This window comes from Mycobacterium sp. Aquia_216, from assembly GCF_026723865.1.
GTDB lineage: Bacteria > Actinomycetota > Actinomycetes > Mycobacteriales > Mycobacteriaceae > Mycobacterium.
On the sequence record NZ_CP113529.1, the window covers coordinates 2,229,824 to 2,245,198 of the forward strand.

A 15,375-nucleotide genomic window follows, 5' to 3' on the forward strand; every position below is an offset into this window, starting at 1 on the left:
GGGTGCGTCGCGCCTGGAGTGGATGTGGGTTCGCTACCTTGGGCGGTGAATTGATGGCCGGCGGCCTCCGCTATGTCATAGCTGTCGTCAGTGATGGTGGTGGCCGTCCGTCGCCTCCGGGGAGCCGCCCATCATGCGCACCATCGGCATTCCTCCGGACGTGACGAAGCGGACGACCAGCACTACCGCGATAGCGAGAAAGACGATATTGAGCCACGTGGTGTAGTTCCACGCGATCGACGCTTGCATGACCGTGGCATTGCGTTGGGCTGGAATGAGGTTCGTTGTGCCGAAAAGCAATTCGACGAGGTAACCGGCGATGACCATCGCGGCGTAGAAGGTGCCGAGCAAGGTCAGCATCATCCTGGTGCCGTAATACTTACGGTAGATGTTCAGGATCGGCAGGATCAACAGGTCGGCGTAGATGAAGGCGATCACGCCGCCGAAGCTGATGCCGCCGTTCCACAGCACCGCGGCCAACGGCACGTTGCCGATCGAGCAGACGAAGGACACAATCGCCACGACGGGTCCCACGATCGGCCCCCACAGTGCCGAGAGGCCCGGGTCGTCGGCCAGAAAGAAACTCCGCCAAAACGATTCGGGCACCCACGCCGCGATGGCGCCGGCGATCAACAGGCCCAGCACCAGGTCCCGCAGGATCGCCAGCCATTCCATGACAAACACGTGCGAAACGGAAGTGAAGCCCTCGGCGGAAAGCAGTCGCTGCCAGAAGGAACCCTCGCGCTTGATGGACATGTCCATCGCGGCGTGGCCTTCCATCGAGCCGGCGATTCCCCGCTCGGCTTGCCGGCGGGCGGCATCGACGAGGCGCGACCGCACGAACAACCGGAACAAGACGGCGAGCATCACGATCATCAGCGGGCCGCCGATGAATTCCGCGGCGGTGAATTGCCAGCCCATCAGCAGGGCCAAGATGATGCCCAACTCCACGACAAGGTTGGTGGAACCGATCTCGAATGCCATGGCGGCGGTGAAATGAGCGCCCTTGCGAAACAACGACCGCGCCAAGGCCACCGCGGCATACGAGCACGACGACGATGCCGCGCCAAGCCCCGCCGCCACCGCCAGGGTGCGTGGCCGGTCGTCGCCGAGCAGGGCTACCACCGTCGAGCGGCGTACCACCGCCTGCACGACGGCCGACAGGGCGAAACCCAGGATCAGCGCCCACAGGATTTCCCAGGTCATCGACCCGGCCAGCGCCAGTGCGTGCTCGATTGCCGCTAGCACCTTGCTCATCACCGGCGACTCGCTTCCCTGTCCGTACGTTGATCATCACGCATTCGCGGCCGTTGCGCCCGGGCAGACGTGTTAGGACCGTTTCGGCACTCGCCCGTGGCAAACGGCAGGCAATTTGCCGCGCACCCCGACCGGCCCCGCTGGTGCGGGGGAGTAGGACGTTGGTGAACCGCGGCGACGATAATGGCTGGTCACGCAGTTCGCCGATTCGCCAACGAGGCCGCTCGCGAACGGGTAGGTTCCTCGCCGTGGAAGTGGCCAGGACCGCGGGCGCTCGCGCAGGGCAGCGCAGCGCCCGGCGGACGAGTCGCCCGACGCCGGAAAAGCGCAGGTGGGCTGGATCGTCGCCGGGCCGTGCGGAGGTACACTTCCTCGAACAGTGGGTAGCTCCCGCGGTCGTCGGAGTGCAGGCGGGCGCGGTCGCGAAAGCCGTGCGTTCGCAGACGCGCGTCGCGTTCGCCGTCGATCCCGGCGACACCCGCCTCGCCTCTGATGGCTTCTTATCCAGGGTGGTGCTGCCAAGGTAGACGCGTTTGTATCGGTTGTGGCATGGGGTGGTGCTGCGAGAAGACCAGGCCGCGGCATCCCGTGGGGGACGTGATACGCACCATTATTTGCACGAAATCAGAAGGGTAGCGTTATGTCCGTTCTCGAGTCCTCCATTCCCGCGCTCCTCGGTGAGAACGCGCGCCGGCAGCCCAGTGAGACGGCGTTCACATTCATCGACTACGACGTGGATCCGAAAGGCTTCGCCGAAAGCTTGACCTGGTCACAGCTGCACCGTCGCGCGTCGATCGTTGCCGAGGAGCTCAGGCGTTGCGGGACGACCGGCGATCGGGCGGCGATACTGGCCCCGCAGAGCCTCGACTACCTCATTGGTTTCTTGGGGGCGTTGCAAGCCGGATTCATCGCCGTCCCGCTGTCCATCCCGCAATTTGGCGCCCACGACATTCGCATATCGTCGGCGCTGCAGGATTGCACACCCGCCGCGATCATCACGACGTCCGCTGCCGTCGACGGTGTCATCAAATACGCTGAGGCGCACGGCACTTCGGCGGCACCCGCGGTCATCGAAATCGACTCACTCGACTTCTATTCCGCCGGCGAATTCACTCGGGCAGAATATTCGCATCCCAAGGAAGCTTATCTGCAGTACACCTCGGGATCGACCGGCCAGCCGGCCGGCGTCGTGATCACTCACGAGAATGTGCTTACTAATTGCCAGCAACTCGAGTCGGCTTTGTTCGACGTTTCCGGGTCACCGGAATCGTTGGTGTCCTGGCTGCCCTTCTATCACGATATGGGGCTCATTCAAGGGATCTGCTTTCCCACGGTATGGGCACGTCCCGCGGTGTTGACGAGTCCGATCGCATTTCTGGTGGAGCCGGCTCGTTGGATGAGGCTGCTTGCCGCCAATCCGCGGCCATTCTCCGCCGGGCCTAATTTCGCTTTCGATCTGGCGGTGCGCAGAATTTCGGACGACGACATGGCCGGGCTTGACCTCGGCGCAGTGGTGGGGCTGGCCAATGGCGCCGAGCGGGTGCAGCCGGCGTCGATCGCCCGCTTCATGGACCGATTCTCGCGGTACAACCTGCCAAACACGGCTATCAGGTCGTGCTATGGGCTCGCCGAGGCGACTCTGTATGTCGCGAGCGCGTCGGCGGGGCAGGCGCCCAGATCCGTGCGTTTTCAATACCAGCAACTGTCGGGCGGTCAGGCGACGCCCTGCACGGAGGAACAAGGCGGTAGCGACCTCGTCAGCTACGGCACGCTGAAGTCCCCGCTGGTGCGCATTGTCGACCCTGAAACCAGGGCCGAGACCCCGTCGGGAATCATCGGCGAGGTCTGGGCGCACGGTGCCAACATCGGCACGGGATATTGGCGGAACCCGGAACGGACCAAACGCACCTTTGGCGCAAAGATTGCCTCTCCAACTCCGGGCACACCCGAAGGTCCCTGGTTGCGGACGGGTGACCTGGGGTTCATGCACGACGGCGAATTGTTCATCGTGGGCCGCCTCAAGGATCTGCTCATCGTCGACGGACGCAATCACTACCCCGACGACATCGAGTCGACGATTTCACAGATCACCAAGGGCCGGGTGGCGGCGATTTCGGTTGTCGATGACACCAGCGAGCAGCTCGTTGCGATCGCGGAGGTGAAGAGCCGCGGCGGATCCGATGAGGATGCCCGGCAGAAACTTCGCTCGATGCGACGCGAGGTCGCGGCCGCCATCTCGAGCGCACACGGTGTGCGTATCACCGATCTTGTGCTCGTGGCGCCCGGTTCGCTTCCCCTCACGACGAGCGGCAAGGTCCGCCGGTCGACTTGTGTCGAGACCTATCGCCGGGAGGAGTTTGACCGTCTGGATGTCTCGGCATGACGTCCGCCGTCCCGGACGAGGCCGAGCTGCGGCGCTGGCTGATCGACTATCTGATTACCGAGATCGGTTGTGATAGCGATGAAGTCGGCCTCGACGTGGCGTTCAACGACTTGGGCGTCGGCTCCCGTGATGCGGTCGTACTCTCGGGAGAATTGGCCACCTTAATCAACCGGTCGGTGTCCCCGGTGGATTTTTGGCAGCACCCCACGATCAACGAGTTGGTGCAGTTTCTGACCACCCCCGAGTCGGAGTCCGCGGCGCAAGCCGTCTCGGCAGAGCGCGGTTCGGTCGACGAGCCCATCGCGGTGATCGGGTTGGGATGTCGTTTTCCCGGCGAGGTTTGCGGGCCGGACGCATTCTGGCGATTCTTGGGTGAGGGTCGTTCGTCGATAACCGAGGTGCCTGCCGATCGGTGGGAGCCGTTTGACGACGGTTCGCCGGAGATCGCGACGGCGTTGGCCGCCACCACTCGCTGGGCTTCGGTGTTGACCGACGTCGATGGTTTCGACGCAGAATTCTTCGAGATCTCCCCGCGTGAAGCGACCGCGATGGACCCGCAGCAGCGTCTGCTGCTGGAGGTGGCCTGGGAAGCGTTGGAGCACGCCGGTATTCCCGCGGAATCCTTGCGCCGATCGCAGACCGGCGTTTTCGCCGGAGCGTGTGCGACCGACTACGGATACCTGGCGGGAACGGACCTGAGTCGTGTCGACGCGTGGAGCAACATCGGCGGCGCCCTGAGCATCATCGCCAACCGGCTGTCGTACGTCCTGGATCTCCGCGGACCTTCGGTGTCGGTGGACACGGCCTGTTCGTCGTCGCTTGTCGCCGTGCACCTGGCCGCCCAGAGTCTGCGGACGGGGGATTGCGATCTGGCCATCGCGGCAGGAGTGAACCTGTTGTTGTCGCCGGCCATCTTTCGCAGCTTCGACGGAGCCGAGGCATTGTCGCCGACGGGTCGGTGCAAGTCGTTCGACGCGGATGCGGACGGATTCGTCCGCGGCGAGGGCTGCGGCGCCGTGATACTCAAGCGGGTGAGCGACGCTGTGCGCGACGGCGATCGGGTGCTGGCAGTGATACGGGGATCGGCGGTCAACCAGGATGGCCGATCCAACGGGCTGATGGCGCCGAACCCGGCCGCACAGATGGCCGTGCTGCGCGCGGCGTGTGCCAACGCCGGCGTTGCGCCACACCAGGTCGACTACGTGGAGACTCACGGAACCGGAACGCTTTTGGGCGATCCCATCGAGGCGCGTGCCCTGGGTACGGTGCTGGGTCGCGGACGCCCCGAAAACGGGCCGCTGCTCATGGGCGCCGTCAAATCGAACATGGGTCATTTGGAGGGGGCCGCTGGGATCGCGGGCCTCATCAAGGCGGTGCTGGCAGTACACCGCGGGCACATCCCGCCCAACCTGAACTTCGCGACCCCGAATCCACACATTCCCTTCCAAGACATGCGACTGAAAGTCGTTGCGGAACCCACGGATTGGCCCGATACCGGGCTGCCGCGGCGGGCGGGAGTTTCGTCGTTCGGCTTCGGCGGCACCAACGCCCATGTGGTGGTCGAACAGGCGCCGGCCACGGATCCCGTTGCCTCCCGGCAAGTCCCGGCGGTGAGCACATTGGTGGTCTCGGGCAAGACGACCGAGCGGGTGGCGTCCTGGGCGTCGGCGCTGGCCGAGTGGATGGACGGCGACGGCGCCGATGTGGCGTTGGCCGATGTCGCCCACACGCTTAATCACCACCGGCCCCGGCACGCGCTGTTCGGCACCGTGTGTGCGCGCGATTCCCGGCGGGCGATCGCCGGGTTGCGGGCATTGGCCGACGGCAAGCCGGCGGACGGAGTGGTACTCACCCGGGAGGGAAAGTCGGGGCCCGGCACGGTTTTCGTCTACTCCGGTCAGGGTTCGCAGTGGGCGGGGATGGGACAGCAGTTGTTGGCCGACGAGCCGGCATTCGCCGCGGCGGTCGCCGAGCTGGAGCCCACCTTCGTGGCGCAGGCCGGATTCTCGCTGCAGCAGGTACTGGCCGAGGGCCGGGCAGTAACGGGCATCGAGCGGATTCAGCCGGTGCTGGTGGGTGTGCAGCTGGCGCTGACCACGCTGTGGCGTTCCTATGGGATTGAGCCGAGCGCGGTGATCGGGCACTCGATGGGCGAGGTCACCGCGGCGGTGGTGGCCGGGGCTCTGAGCGTCGCCGACGGGCTGCGGGTGATCGCCACCCGGTCGCGGTTGATGGCGCGGCTGGCCGGTCAGGGCGCGATGGCGCTGCTGGAATCCGACGCCGCCGCCACCGAGAAGCTCCTGGTCGACTACCCGCAGTTGAGCATCGCGGTGTACGCCTCGCCGGGACAGACGGTGATTGCCGGCCCGCCCGAGCAGGTCGACGCGGTGATGGCGGTGGTGGCCGGCGGCGACCGACTGGCCCGGCGCATCGAAGTCGACGTGGCCTCCCACCACCGGATCATCGAGCCGATCCTGCCCGAATTATGTTCTGAGCTAGCCGATTTGACCCCGGATGCGTCGGCCATCCCGGTGATCAGCACCACCTGCGGCCCCGACGACACACCGGTGTTCGACGCTGACCATTGGGCGGCCAACCTGCGCAACCCGGTTCGGTTCAGCCAGGCCGTCGCCATGGCCGGCGCCGACCACTCCACGTTCGTCGAAATCAGCCCACACCCGCTGCTCACGCACGCCATCAATGACATTCTCGGCGCCGGCGACTACCAGATCGTCAGCACCCTGCAGCGCGATGCCGATGACACGCTGGCGTTCCACTCCAACGTCAACGCCAGCCACACCACTACTGCGCCCCAAACCCCACATCCGCCCGAACCACATCCGCCGCTGCCCACCGCACCCTGGCACCACACCCGCCACTGGCTCGGCGCCGTCGAGCATCGTGCGCGGCTAGCGGCCCACGACGGCGAGGGATCCGCGGTGGCCGGCGGCCACACCGTTTCGGTGCATCCGCTGTTGGGTGCGCACGTGCGGCTACCCGAGCAGCCCGAGCGTCATGTCTGGGCCGGCGAAGTCGGCACCACGGCCCACCCCTGGCTCAGCGACCACCAGGTGCATGCGGTCCCGGCCTTCCCCGGGGCCGCATACTGCGAAATGGCGCTGGCCGCGGCCCGCGCCACGCTGGGCGATGCATCCGAGGTCCGTGACATCCGCTTCGAACAGATGTTGTTGCTCGACGAACAGACCCCACTGCACGCCGACGCGTCGGTGCGGGCGTCCGGCGTCGTCGACTTCGAGGTGCAGACCGACCACGATGGGGAGCACGCACGGCGCGCCTCCGCGACCCTGCGCCGCGCCGATGAAGACGACCGGCCAGCCGCGCAGAACATCGCCGGCCTGCTTGCGGCGCACCCGAATCGGGTGGACGGCGATGGGCTGAGGCAGTGGTTCGAGGACCGCGGAGTCCGGTTCGGTCCGGCGTTCGCCGGCCTGGCGGCTGCCTACACCGGCGACGGCACAACCGGCACCGTGCTGGCTGAAATTGAAGTGCCGCAATCGATTCGCGCACGACAGACCGGCTACGGCGCGCACCCTGCGCTACTGGATGCGTGCTTTCAGTCCGTAGCTGCCCATGCGCGCATCAGCGACGTCGGCGACGGCGGCATGCTGTTGCCGGTGGGCGTGCGCCGGCTACGCAGCTACGGCCCGCTGCAGCACGCTCGCTACTGCCTGAGCCGGGTGACCGAGGCTAATCGGACCGGAATGGAAACCGACCTCAACGTATTGGACGAGAACGGGACCGTGCTGCTGATCGTGCGTGGGCTGCGGATCGGCGGCAACGTCACCGAAAGTGACGCCCGCCGAAGGCTATTGGCCGAACGCCTGCTGGCGATCGACTGGCAGCAGCGCGACCTGCCCGCCGCGGGCGACGGCGCGGCCGGAGCCTGGCTGCTGCTGACGGCCTCGGATGCCGACAACCCGTTGGCCGCCCAGCTCGCGGATGCGCTGAAAACCGAAGGTGCGCAATGTAAAATCAGTTGCTGGCCGACCGCTGAACAGGTCGACGTGCAGATCGGCGATGCCGGCGGTGTGGTGGTCCTGACCGGCCCGGCGGCCGAGGGCAACGGCGAGCAGTCCCCGGCCCGCGGCCGCGAGCAGGTGCGACGTCTGGTGCGGATCGCCCGTGCGCTGACCGAATCCGCAGACGAGCCGCCCCGGTTGTATGTGGTGACCCGCAACGCCCAGACGGTGTTGTCCGATGACCGGCCCAACCTGGACCAGGCGGGGCTGCGCGGGCTGATGCGGGTGATCGCGGCCGAAGACGCCCACATGCGTGCCACCCAGATCGACCTGGACGAGGGTGCCGACGCCGCGCAGGTGGTGCGCCAGCTGCTGGCCGGTTCGGACGAAGACGAAACCGCCTGGCGTGACGGGCGGTGGTACGCCGCCCGGCTGCGCGCTGCCCCGCTGCGCCCCGACGAGCGGCGCACCGCCATCGCCGACCGTCAGCTCGACGGCATGCGCCTGGAGATCCGAACTCCCGGTGACCTGCAAGGCTTGGAACTCGTTGCATTCGACCGCATCTCACCTGGGCCCGGACAGATCGAGGTCGCCGTCACCGCCTCCAGCCTCAACTTCGCCGATGTGCTCATCGCTATGGGTCGATTCCCCAGCGTCGACGGGCGTCAACCCCGGCTGGGGATGGATTTCGCGGGAGTCGTCACCGCGGTCGGGCCGGGAGTCACCGACCATCAGGTCGGGGACCGCGTCGGCGGTGTGTCCGAAAACGGCTGTTGGGCAACGTTCGTCAGCTGCGACGCGAATCTTGCCGTGACACTGCCGCCCGGCCTGGACGCCGAGCAGGCCGCCGCGGCCACGACCGCGTACGCCACCGCCTGGTATGGCCTGCAGGACATGGCCAGGATCAAGGCGGGGGAACGGGTGCTGATCCACTCGGCCACCGGCGGCGTGGGGCGGGCCGCAATCGCGATAGCCCGGTTGGCGGGGGCGGAGATCTTCGCGACGGCGGGCAGCCCGCAGCGGCGTGCGCTGCTGCACGACATGGGCATCGAGCACGTCTACGACTCGCGCAGCACCGAGTTCGCCGAGGAGATCCGCCGCGACACCGACGGATACGGCGTCGATGTCGTGCTCAACTCCGTGACCGGTGCCGCCCAACGCGCCGGCTTCGAACTGCTGGCGATCGGTGGACGGTTCGTGGAGATCGGCAAGCGCGATGTCTACGGTGATACCCGCCTGGGCCTGTATCCGTTCCGCCGCAACCTCACGTTCCACTACCTCGACCTCGCGCTGATGGCTGCCAGCCACCCCAAGCAGGTGGGGGACCTGCTGCGCACCGTGTACCGGCTCGTCGGAGACCGCGAATTACCCGCGCTCGAGCACACCACCTATCCACTTGACCAGGCGGCCACCGCAATTCGCGTCATGGGTGCGGCCGAGCACAACGGCAAACTCATCCTGTCCATCCCGCGCGAAGGACAGGGCACCGTGGTGGTGCCCCCGGAGCGGGCCAGCGTGTTCCGCGGCGACGGTGCCTACATCATCACCGGGGGCCTGGGCGGGCTCGGCCTGTTACTGGCCGCCGAGATGGGCAAGGCGGGTTGCGGCCGGATCGTGCTTACCGCCCGGGCCGACCCGACGGCCAAGGCGCGGCAGGCCATTGAGCGGATCCGCGCGGGCGGGGTCGACGTCGTTGTGGAGTGCGGCAACATGGCCGAGGCCGACACCGCGGCCCGGCTGGTGGCCGTGGCCACTGCCACCGGGCTTCCGCTGCGCGGGGTGCTGCATGCCGCGGCGGTAGTCGTGGACGCCACGTTGGCCAACATCACCGACGAGGTGATCGACCGTGACTGGGCGCCAAAGGTTTACGGTGCGTGGAACCTGCACCGCGCGACGACCGGTCAGCCGCTGGACTGGTTCTGTTGTTTCTCCTCCGCGGCCGCGTTGCTGGGCTCAGCCGGGCAGGGCGCATACGCGGCAGCCAATAGCTGGGTTGATGGCTTCACCATCTGGAGGCGCAGCCTGGGCCTGCCGGCGCTGGCTATCGCATGGGGACCATGGGGCGAGATCGGGCGCGCCACGCACCTGGCGGAGGGCGGCCGTACCGCGATGATCGCTCCGGACGAGGGGGCGTACGCGTTCGAGGAACTCCTGCGCTATGACCGTGGCTACGCGGCTTACATCCCGACCACGGGGACGTCGTGGCTGACCCCGTTGGTCGCCCACAGCCCGTTCGCGGAAGCCTTCCAGGCCGGAGGAGACCACCAGACCGGCGCCACCACGGTGCGCACCGAACTTCGGTCGCTGCCGCAGGACGAATGGCCCACCCGGCTGCGGCGCCTGATCACCGAGCAGACCGGCCTGATCCTGCGCCGCACGGTCGATCCCGACCGCCCGTTCGTCGAACACGGATTGGACTCGCTGGGCAATCTGGAGCTGCGGACCCGGATCGAAGCCGAGATCGGTATCCGGATCACCCCCAAGGCCATCGCCACCCACAACACAGCCCACGCTTTGAGCCTGCACCTGGCCGAGACGCTGGTGGCCGAAGAGGCCGCGACGGCAACTCCGGGCTAGGCGAACGGGATTCAGGCCAGCCGGGTCGTGCCCAGCGATACTCCGGCGGCCTGCAGCCGGGCCAGCAGCGCGTCGCCCATCGCCGCGGCGGGAGTGAGTACCCCCCGTAACGGGGAGAGCCGATCGCGATCGAGCGCCAGCGCTAGCCCGCTCTCCGCGAGCATCAGCGACGTTGCGTGATATGCGTCGCAGTTTTGGGCGTAAGTCGCCCGGTAGCGAGCGCCGGTCGTCGTCGTGCAGTACGTCTGGATCGTGAAGTGACCGCGCCGTCGGGAGAGATCACTCGGACCGGCGCCGGGCTTAGGCACAATCCGCTCCATCAACCGCCGGGGCAATCGCTTGGCATGCCGGTTGCCCAAGCGGACGGCGCCCGTCAGAGCGCCCGTGACCGCCCTGGCGGCGACCGGAGCCACAAACGACTTTCCGAGACTCATCGTTTCCGAGTAACGGAACCGCCGGCCGTAAGCCCAATCTTGTAAGGCATTGCTGCGCCGAACAATTCGGTCATTGTAGGGGGCTTGGAAAAATCCGCCGACCCAGAAGCCGGACAATTCGGGTGCGATGTCGCGTCCCCGATGCCACGAAAAGTCGGGTTGCGGACCAAGATCGGGTTCAGCGCCGAAGTCGGTGCTGAGTGTATAGGGATCCTCGATGAGTCGGCGTGCGTGTGCGTCGATTGACGCGGTCCGCATGGCACCTAAATACGATGCGATCGTGCCGCCGGAGGCCCCGGTCTGCCGAAACGCGCGCAGCACCAACATCGTGTCGGCGAGTTCGCCGGCGTTATCCTCGGTTGCCCGGCAATGTAGCTGGTAGACGTTCAGATCCGAAGGGATAGAGTCGAATCCGCACGACAATACGATACGGGCGCCGGTGTCGACGGCCTGCTTGTGGTATTGGTCGATGGCGTTGCGGGCGAACATCAGCTCGCCAGTCAGGTCGGCATAGTCCGTTCCGGCCGCGGCGCACGCAGCCACCAGTGGCAGGCCGTATCGCGCGTAGGGGCCGACGGTCGTCAGCACCACCTGTGTTCGGGAGGCCATCGCGCGCAGCGTCGGCGGCCGCGACGCGTCGGCAACGATCACCGGCCAATCCCGTGCGGTCGGACCCAGCGTCTGCCGCACGGCCAGCAGACGTTCGCTGCGACGACCGGCCAGCGCGATGCGCGCCGGTGATTCACACTGCGCGAGGTAGTCGGCGGTCAGCTTGCCGGAAAAGCCTGTGGCACCGTACAGGACGATGTCGAACTCACGCCCGCTGTTCACTCCATGATCCAACTGTCCTCGGCGGGAGCAGAGCACAACAGGGCACGTATCGCGTCCAGGGACTTCTCGTGGCCCGGCAGGTTCGAATGGCGCTCGATGTACAGCCGGCCCGCAAAGGTCCAGCAACTGTAGAGATCGACCGGAGCGTCGGCCGCGAAGTGGAATTCGCCGCCGACGTCGTTGATCTCGATGCCATCGGGCGTGCGCAGACCGGGAATCGAGCCGACGTCCGTGCACATCACAAATGGGGGGAGTCCGGGCAGGCTTCCTTCGTATTGCAGGCTGAAGTGCAGCGACGACTGCTGGATCAGGCCTTCCGACAGATCGGCCCGGAATGCGTCGACGATGCCACCGGCCAGGCCGACGAGATCGGTATCGGGCCCAATTTCGGCCAGGTAGCTCGCCAACCCCAGCGGCATGGTGCCTTCGGTCGCACCCACCGGGGGCGTCAGGTGAAAGCGCAGGTCGACCGGATAGAAGTACGGAATCGGGATGTGCGGGGTATTGCGGAGTTCCCACTCGGCCAGCAGCAGCGCCGCGGCCACCAGGGAGTTGAGGCTGAGCTGGTTGGCCCGCCCCAACTCCACGAGATCGGATGTCTCCTGCTCGGTGAACCGGATTCGGGCCACCGGAATGTGTTGCATCGAACCGGAATTCGATACTATGGACGGCTTCTCCACGGCAGGCAAGTCGTAGGCGAACGCCGCCGGGAAAAGCCGTTCAAGCCCCGAACGCTGCTGCTTTGTCACGCCACGTTGTTCGAGCAACGACTCGAGCGATTCGGGTGCGGGCTGCGGCATCACCGGTCCGGCGTCGCCGGTTTCCACCACGTCGGTGTAGCGGGACAACAGCTCTTCGAACAGAGCGAACACGTGGTGCCCGTCGGCAAGAGAGTGGTGCGCATACAGTGCTAGTTCGCTGCGCCCGCCGCCGACTTTCAGCCGAAGATTCAGCAGGGATTGGCTCTGGTCCAGGCGCATGCCGGCGATCGCAGACTCCGACGTGTGGTCATCGATTATCCATATCCCCGGGTGCATGAGGTCTTCGGCGACAATCTGGTGCCGGCCGTCGTCGGCCTTCTCGAGGTGCCCGGCGAAGACCGGATGCGATTGCAGGAGCGCATCGAAGGCGTCTTCCATTGCGTCGATATCGACGTCACCAATGATCTGCATTGTCAGCCCGAAATAGGTCTCGTTGGCCGCGAACACTTCTTCGCTGTGCGCGAGCTTACGGATCACGGATCCGGAAAACACTCCTGACATCCCCTTACCTGCGTGTGCTGGCTCGTCGATAGCCCAAAAGCGTTGGTGCGATGCAAACCGCGGTGATTCCGGTAGCCCACAGCAGCGTCTCGATCAGCGGCGAGCGCACCGGGCCGCCGAGCGCCAGTGCGCGCATCGTGTCGATCGCGCAGCTGATCGGTTGGTGCGTGACCACCGGCTGTATCCACTCGGGAAATTGGTCTACCGGCAGGAAACCGGTCGAGAACAGGATCGCGAGGAGGTGCACGAGCGTAATCGCCTCGAGCAGAAAATTTTTCGACGCATACCAGGCGATCGTTGTGATGAGGGTCGCGAAGGCGAGTCCGAACAGCACCGGGATGCCCAGCCACGCCAAGGTCGGCAGGACGCCCTGCTTGAAGCGGAAACCCAGCACCATCCCCGCGGCCAGCACGATCCCCGTCGTGATGACGATCCGGACCATCTCGGCGACGATCCGCGAACAGACGCCCGACGCGCGGTGTACGGGCACCACCCACAGTCGGCGCAGCAGGCCGTCGTCGCGCTCTCCGATGAGGCCGATCGCGCCGACCGCCGATCCGTTGACCGCCGCGGCGAGCACGTTCATCGGTACCGTGTTGAACAGTGCGTCATACCCGGCAACCTGGGTAACTGCATGGCCCAAAACGATATTCATCGTGATCAGGAAAAGAACAGGCAACACCGTGACCATGATGATCGCGGTGATGTCGCGTGACCACTTCGTGAGTATCCGCCGCGTCTGCACCAGGGTTTGCGGAACCAGCACTCGCGCGGAATTCTCGTGCACGCCGTAGGCGGTACCCAGGCGCGCGGTTTCCTCGTATACCAGTGCCATCATGCCCGCTTCGACAAAACGATGGCCGATACCGGGACCAGGACCGCGGTCAATCCGGACAACCACGCCACCGTCGGCGCCAGTACGGACCAGGTAACCGATGCACCAAACGGTGCGACGTCGCCGGCCGCGGCATGCAAGGTGTCGACCAGCGCGGAGATCGGCTGGTTGCGAACGAAGGGCTGGACCCAGTGGGGAAACTGCTCCACCGGTTGAACACCGACGGACAGCAGTCCAAAGATCAACGGCGGCAACGTCAGCATCGGTGCCATGGCCTCGGGATTGCGGGATCCGGTGCCCAACAGGTCCGCCGCGAAAGACAGCACCGCACCGAACACGAGCACCAACACGCAAAAGGCGACGGTGTCCACGGCCGAGCCTCGAAAGCGAAATCCGATGGTGTAGCCGCAGACCAGAGCCACCGTCAACGAAACCACGCACCGGTACAGCGCGGCCGAGATGCGGGCGGCCACCGGCGTGAACGGCGGGATCGGCATGGATCGGAACCGGCGGTTGACGCCCTGCACCGAGTCCGTCGCCGCTCGAAACGCGGTCGACATGGCGGCAAACGTGATGGCCTCCAATGCGATCAGCGGCATCAAGTACTGCGCGTAGCTGCTGGCCACACCCCGGGTGACGTTGCCCATGATCTGGTGTAGCGGGATGTAGAAGCCGGCGGTGAACACCACCGAGACCGCGATGGTGATGGCGAGCTCACCGTTGCGCAGGGTGGGCGCGATGAAGCGGGTGGTGAGCACCCACCACTGGGCACCCATTGGCGGCTGGGATCGCACCGTGCCCGGGCCAGTCACCTGACCGCCTCGGCGACCGGGCTATCCGGATGGGTGGAATCCTTTGTCAAAGAGAGGAATACGTCGTCCAACGACGGGCGCCGCAGCGCAATGTCGGCGACGCCGATATCGGCGGCGGCGAGCCGCGCCACGGCCTCGAGAAGCGTGTTGGCGCCGTCCGGGGCCGGCATGGCGATCCGGTCGGACTCGGGCGTCAAGGCGGCCCGGTTCTCGTCCGGGACCAGCGAGCCCAGTATCTCAGCGATCGCCGGCAGGTCGTGCAAATCCCGTGGAACGATCTCACAGTAACTGCCGCCCGTGCGGGCCTTGAGCTCGTCGGCGGTTCCCTCGGCGATGATCCGCCCGTGGTCGATGACGATGATCCGATCGGCCAGCGCGTCGGCTTCCTCGAGATACTGCGTGGTCAACAACGTGGCGATGCCGCGACTCTTGAAATTGCTGACCAGATCCCAAATCCCTTGCCTGCTACGGGGATCCAGGCCGGTGGTCGGCTCGTCCAAGAAGACCACTTCCGGCGGGACCACCAGGCCGCAGGCAATGTCGATCCGTCGACGCATTCCGCCCGAGTACGTTTTCACCCGTCGATCGCCGGCGTACACCAGATCGAATTCTTCGATGAGTTCCTTGGCGCGGTTGCGTGCGGCCGCCTTCTTCAGCCCGTAGAGGCGCCCGAACATGAAGAGATTTTCCAGACCCGTCAACGTCTCGTCGATGGCCACCTGCTGTCCGGTGAGCATGATCGACCGGCGCACACCGGCCGGCTCGGACACCACGTCATGGCCGGCAACGAGCGCGCGCCCCTGGTCCGGGCGGCTCAGCGTCGACAAGATGTCAACGATCGTGGTCTTGCCCGCCCCGTTGGGCCCGAGCAGCCCGAGCACCTCGCCGCGACCGACTTCGAAGCTGACCTCATGCAAGGCCACAAAATCGCCGAAGCTCTTGCGCACCTTGTCGACGACGACGGCCTTGTCAAAGTCTCTCTGTGCGTTGCTCATCGAGCTACC

The 15,375-nt window shown here is 66.2% G+C and carries 8 protein-coding genes; 2 read left to right on the forward strand and 6 right to left on the reverse strand.

Annotated features, from left to right (window positions below):
- Positions 1-87: 87 nt before the first annotated feature.
- The gene (locus OK015_RS10500) at positions 88-1,257 is read right to left on the reverse strand and encodes a permease (protein ID WP_268131214.1); all 1,170 of its coding nucleotides are present in this window, start codon (positions 1,255-1,257) and stop codon (positions 88-90) included.
- A gap of 640 nt (positions 1,258-1,897) precedes the next feature.
- Here OK015_RS10500 and OK015_RS10505 point away from each other — a divergent pair.
- Both OK015_RS10505 and pks2 read left to right on the forward strand, forming a co-directional pair.
- A complete protein-coding gene (locus OK015_RS10505) occupies positions 1,898-3,640 on the forward strand; it encodes an AMP-binding protein (RefSeq protein ID WP_268131215.1) in 1,743 nt (580 codons plus the stop codon).
- Positions 3,637-10,197 carry a sulfolipid-1 biosynthesis phthioceranic/hydroxyphthioceranic acid synthase gene (gene pks2 / locus OK015_RS10510; RefSeq protein WP_268131217.1) on the forward strand — a complete coding sequence of 2,187 codons (6,561 nt, stop codon included), beginning with the start codon at positions 3,637-3,639 and terminating at the stop codon, positions 10,195-10,197. Before OK015_RS10505 ends, pks2 begins: the two co-directional genes overlap by 4 nt.
- A gap of 11 nt (positions 10,198-10,208) precedes the next feature.
- On the opposite strand, the gene OK015_RS10515 is transcribed toward pks2, so the two are convergent.
- The 5 genes from OK015_RS10515 to OK015_RS10535 are packed head-to-tail and all read right to left on the reverse strand — an operon-like array spanning position 10,209 to position 15,366.
- Complete coding sequence (locus OK015_RS10515; RefSeq protein WP_268131218.1) at positions 10,209-11,462, reverse strand: saccharopine dehydrogenase family protein; 1,254 nt, start codon at positions 11,460-11,462, stop codon at positions 10,209-10,211.
- On the reverse strand, positions 11,459-12,715 hold the full coding sequence (locus OK015_RS10520) for a phthiocerol/phthiodiolone dimycocerosyl transferase (RefSeq protein WP_268132610.1): 1,257 nt from the start codon (positions 12,713-12,715) through the stop codon (positions 11,459-11,461). Before OK015_RS10520 ends, OK015_RS10515 begins: the two co-directional genes overlap by 4 nt.
- 13 nt (positions 12,716-12,728) lie before the next feature.
- Positions 12,729-13,562: an ABC transporter permease gene (locus OK015_RS10525; RefSeq protein WP_268131220.1), complete on the reverse strand. Its 834-nt coding sequence runs from the start codon at positions 13,560-13,562 to the stop codon at positions 12,729-12,731.
- The gene (locus tag OK015_RS10530; RefSeq protein WP_442791290.1) at positions 13,559-14,335 is read right to left on the reverse strand and encodes an ABC transporter permease; all 777 of its coding nucleotides are present in this window, start codon (positions 14,333-14,335) and stop codon (positions 13,559-13,561) included. Before OK015_RS10530 ends, OK015_RS10525 begins: the two co-directional genes overlap by 4 nt.
- Before the next feature lie 32 nt (positions 14,336-14,367).
- Positions 14,368-15,366 carry an ATP-binding cassette domain-containing protein gene (locus OK015_RS10535; RefSeq protein WP_268131223.1) on the reverse strand — a complete coding sequence of 333 codons (999 nt, stop codon included), beginning with the start codon at positions 15,364-15,366 and terminating at the stop codon, positions 14,368-14,370.
- Positions 15,367-15,375: the final 9 nt, after the last annotated feature.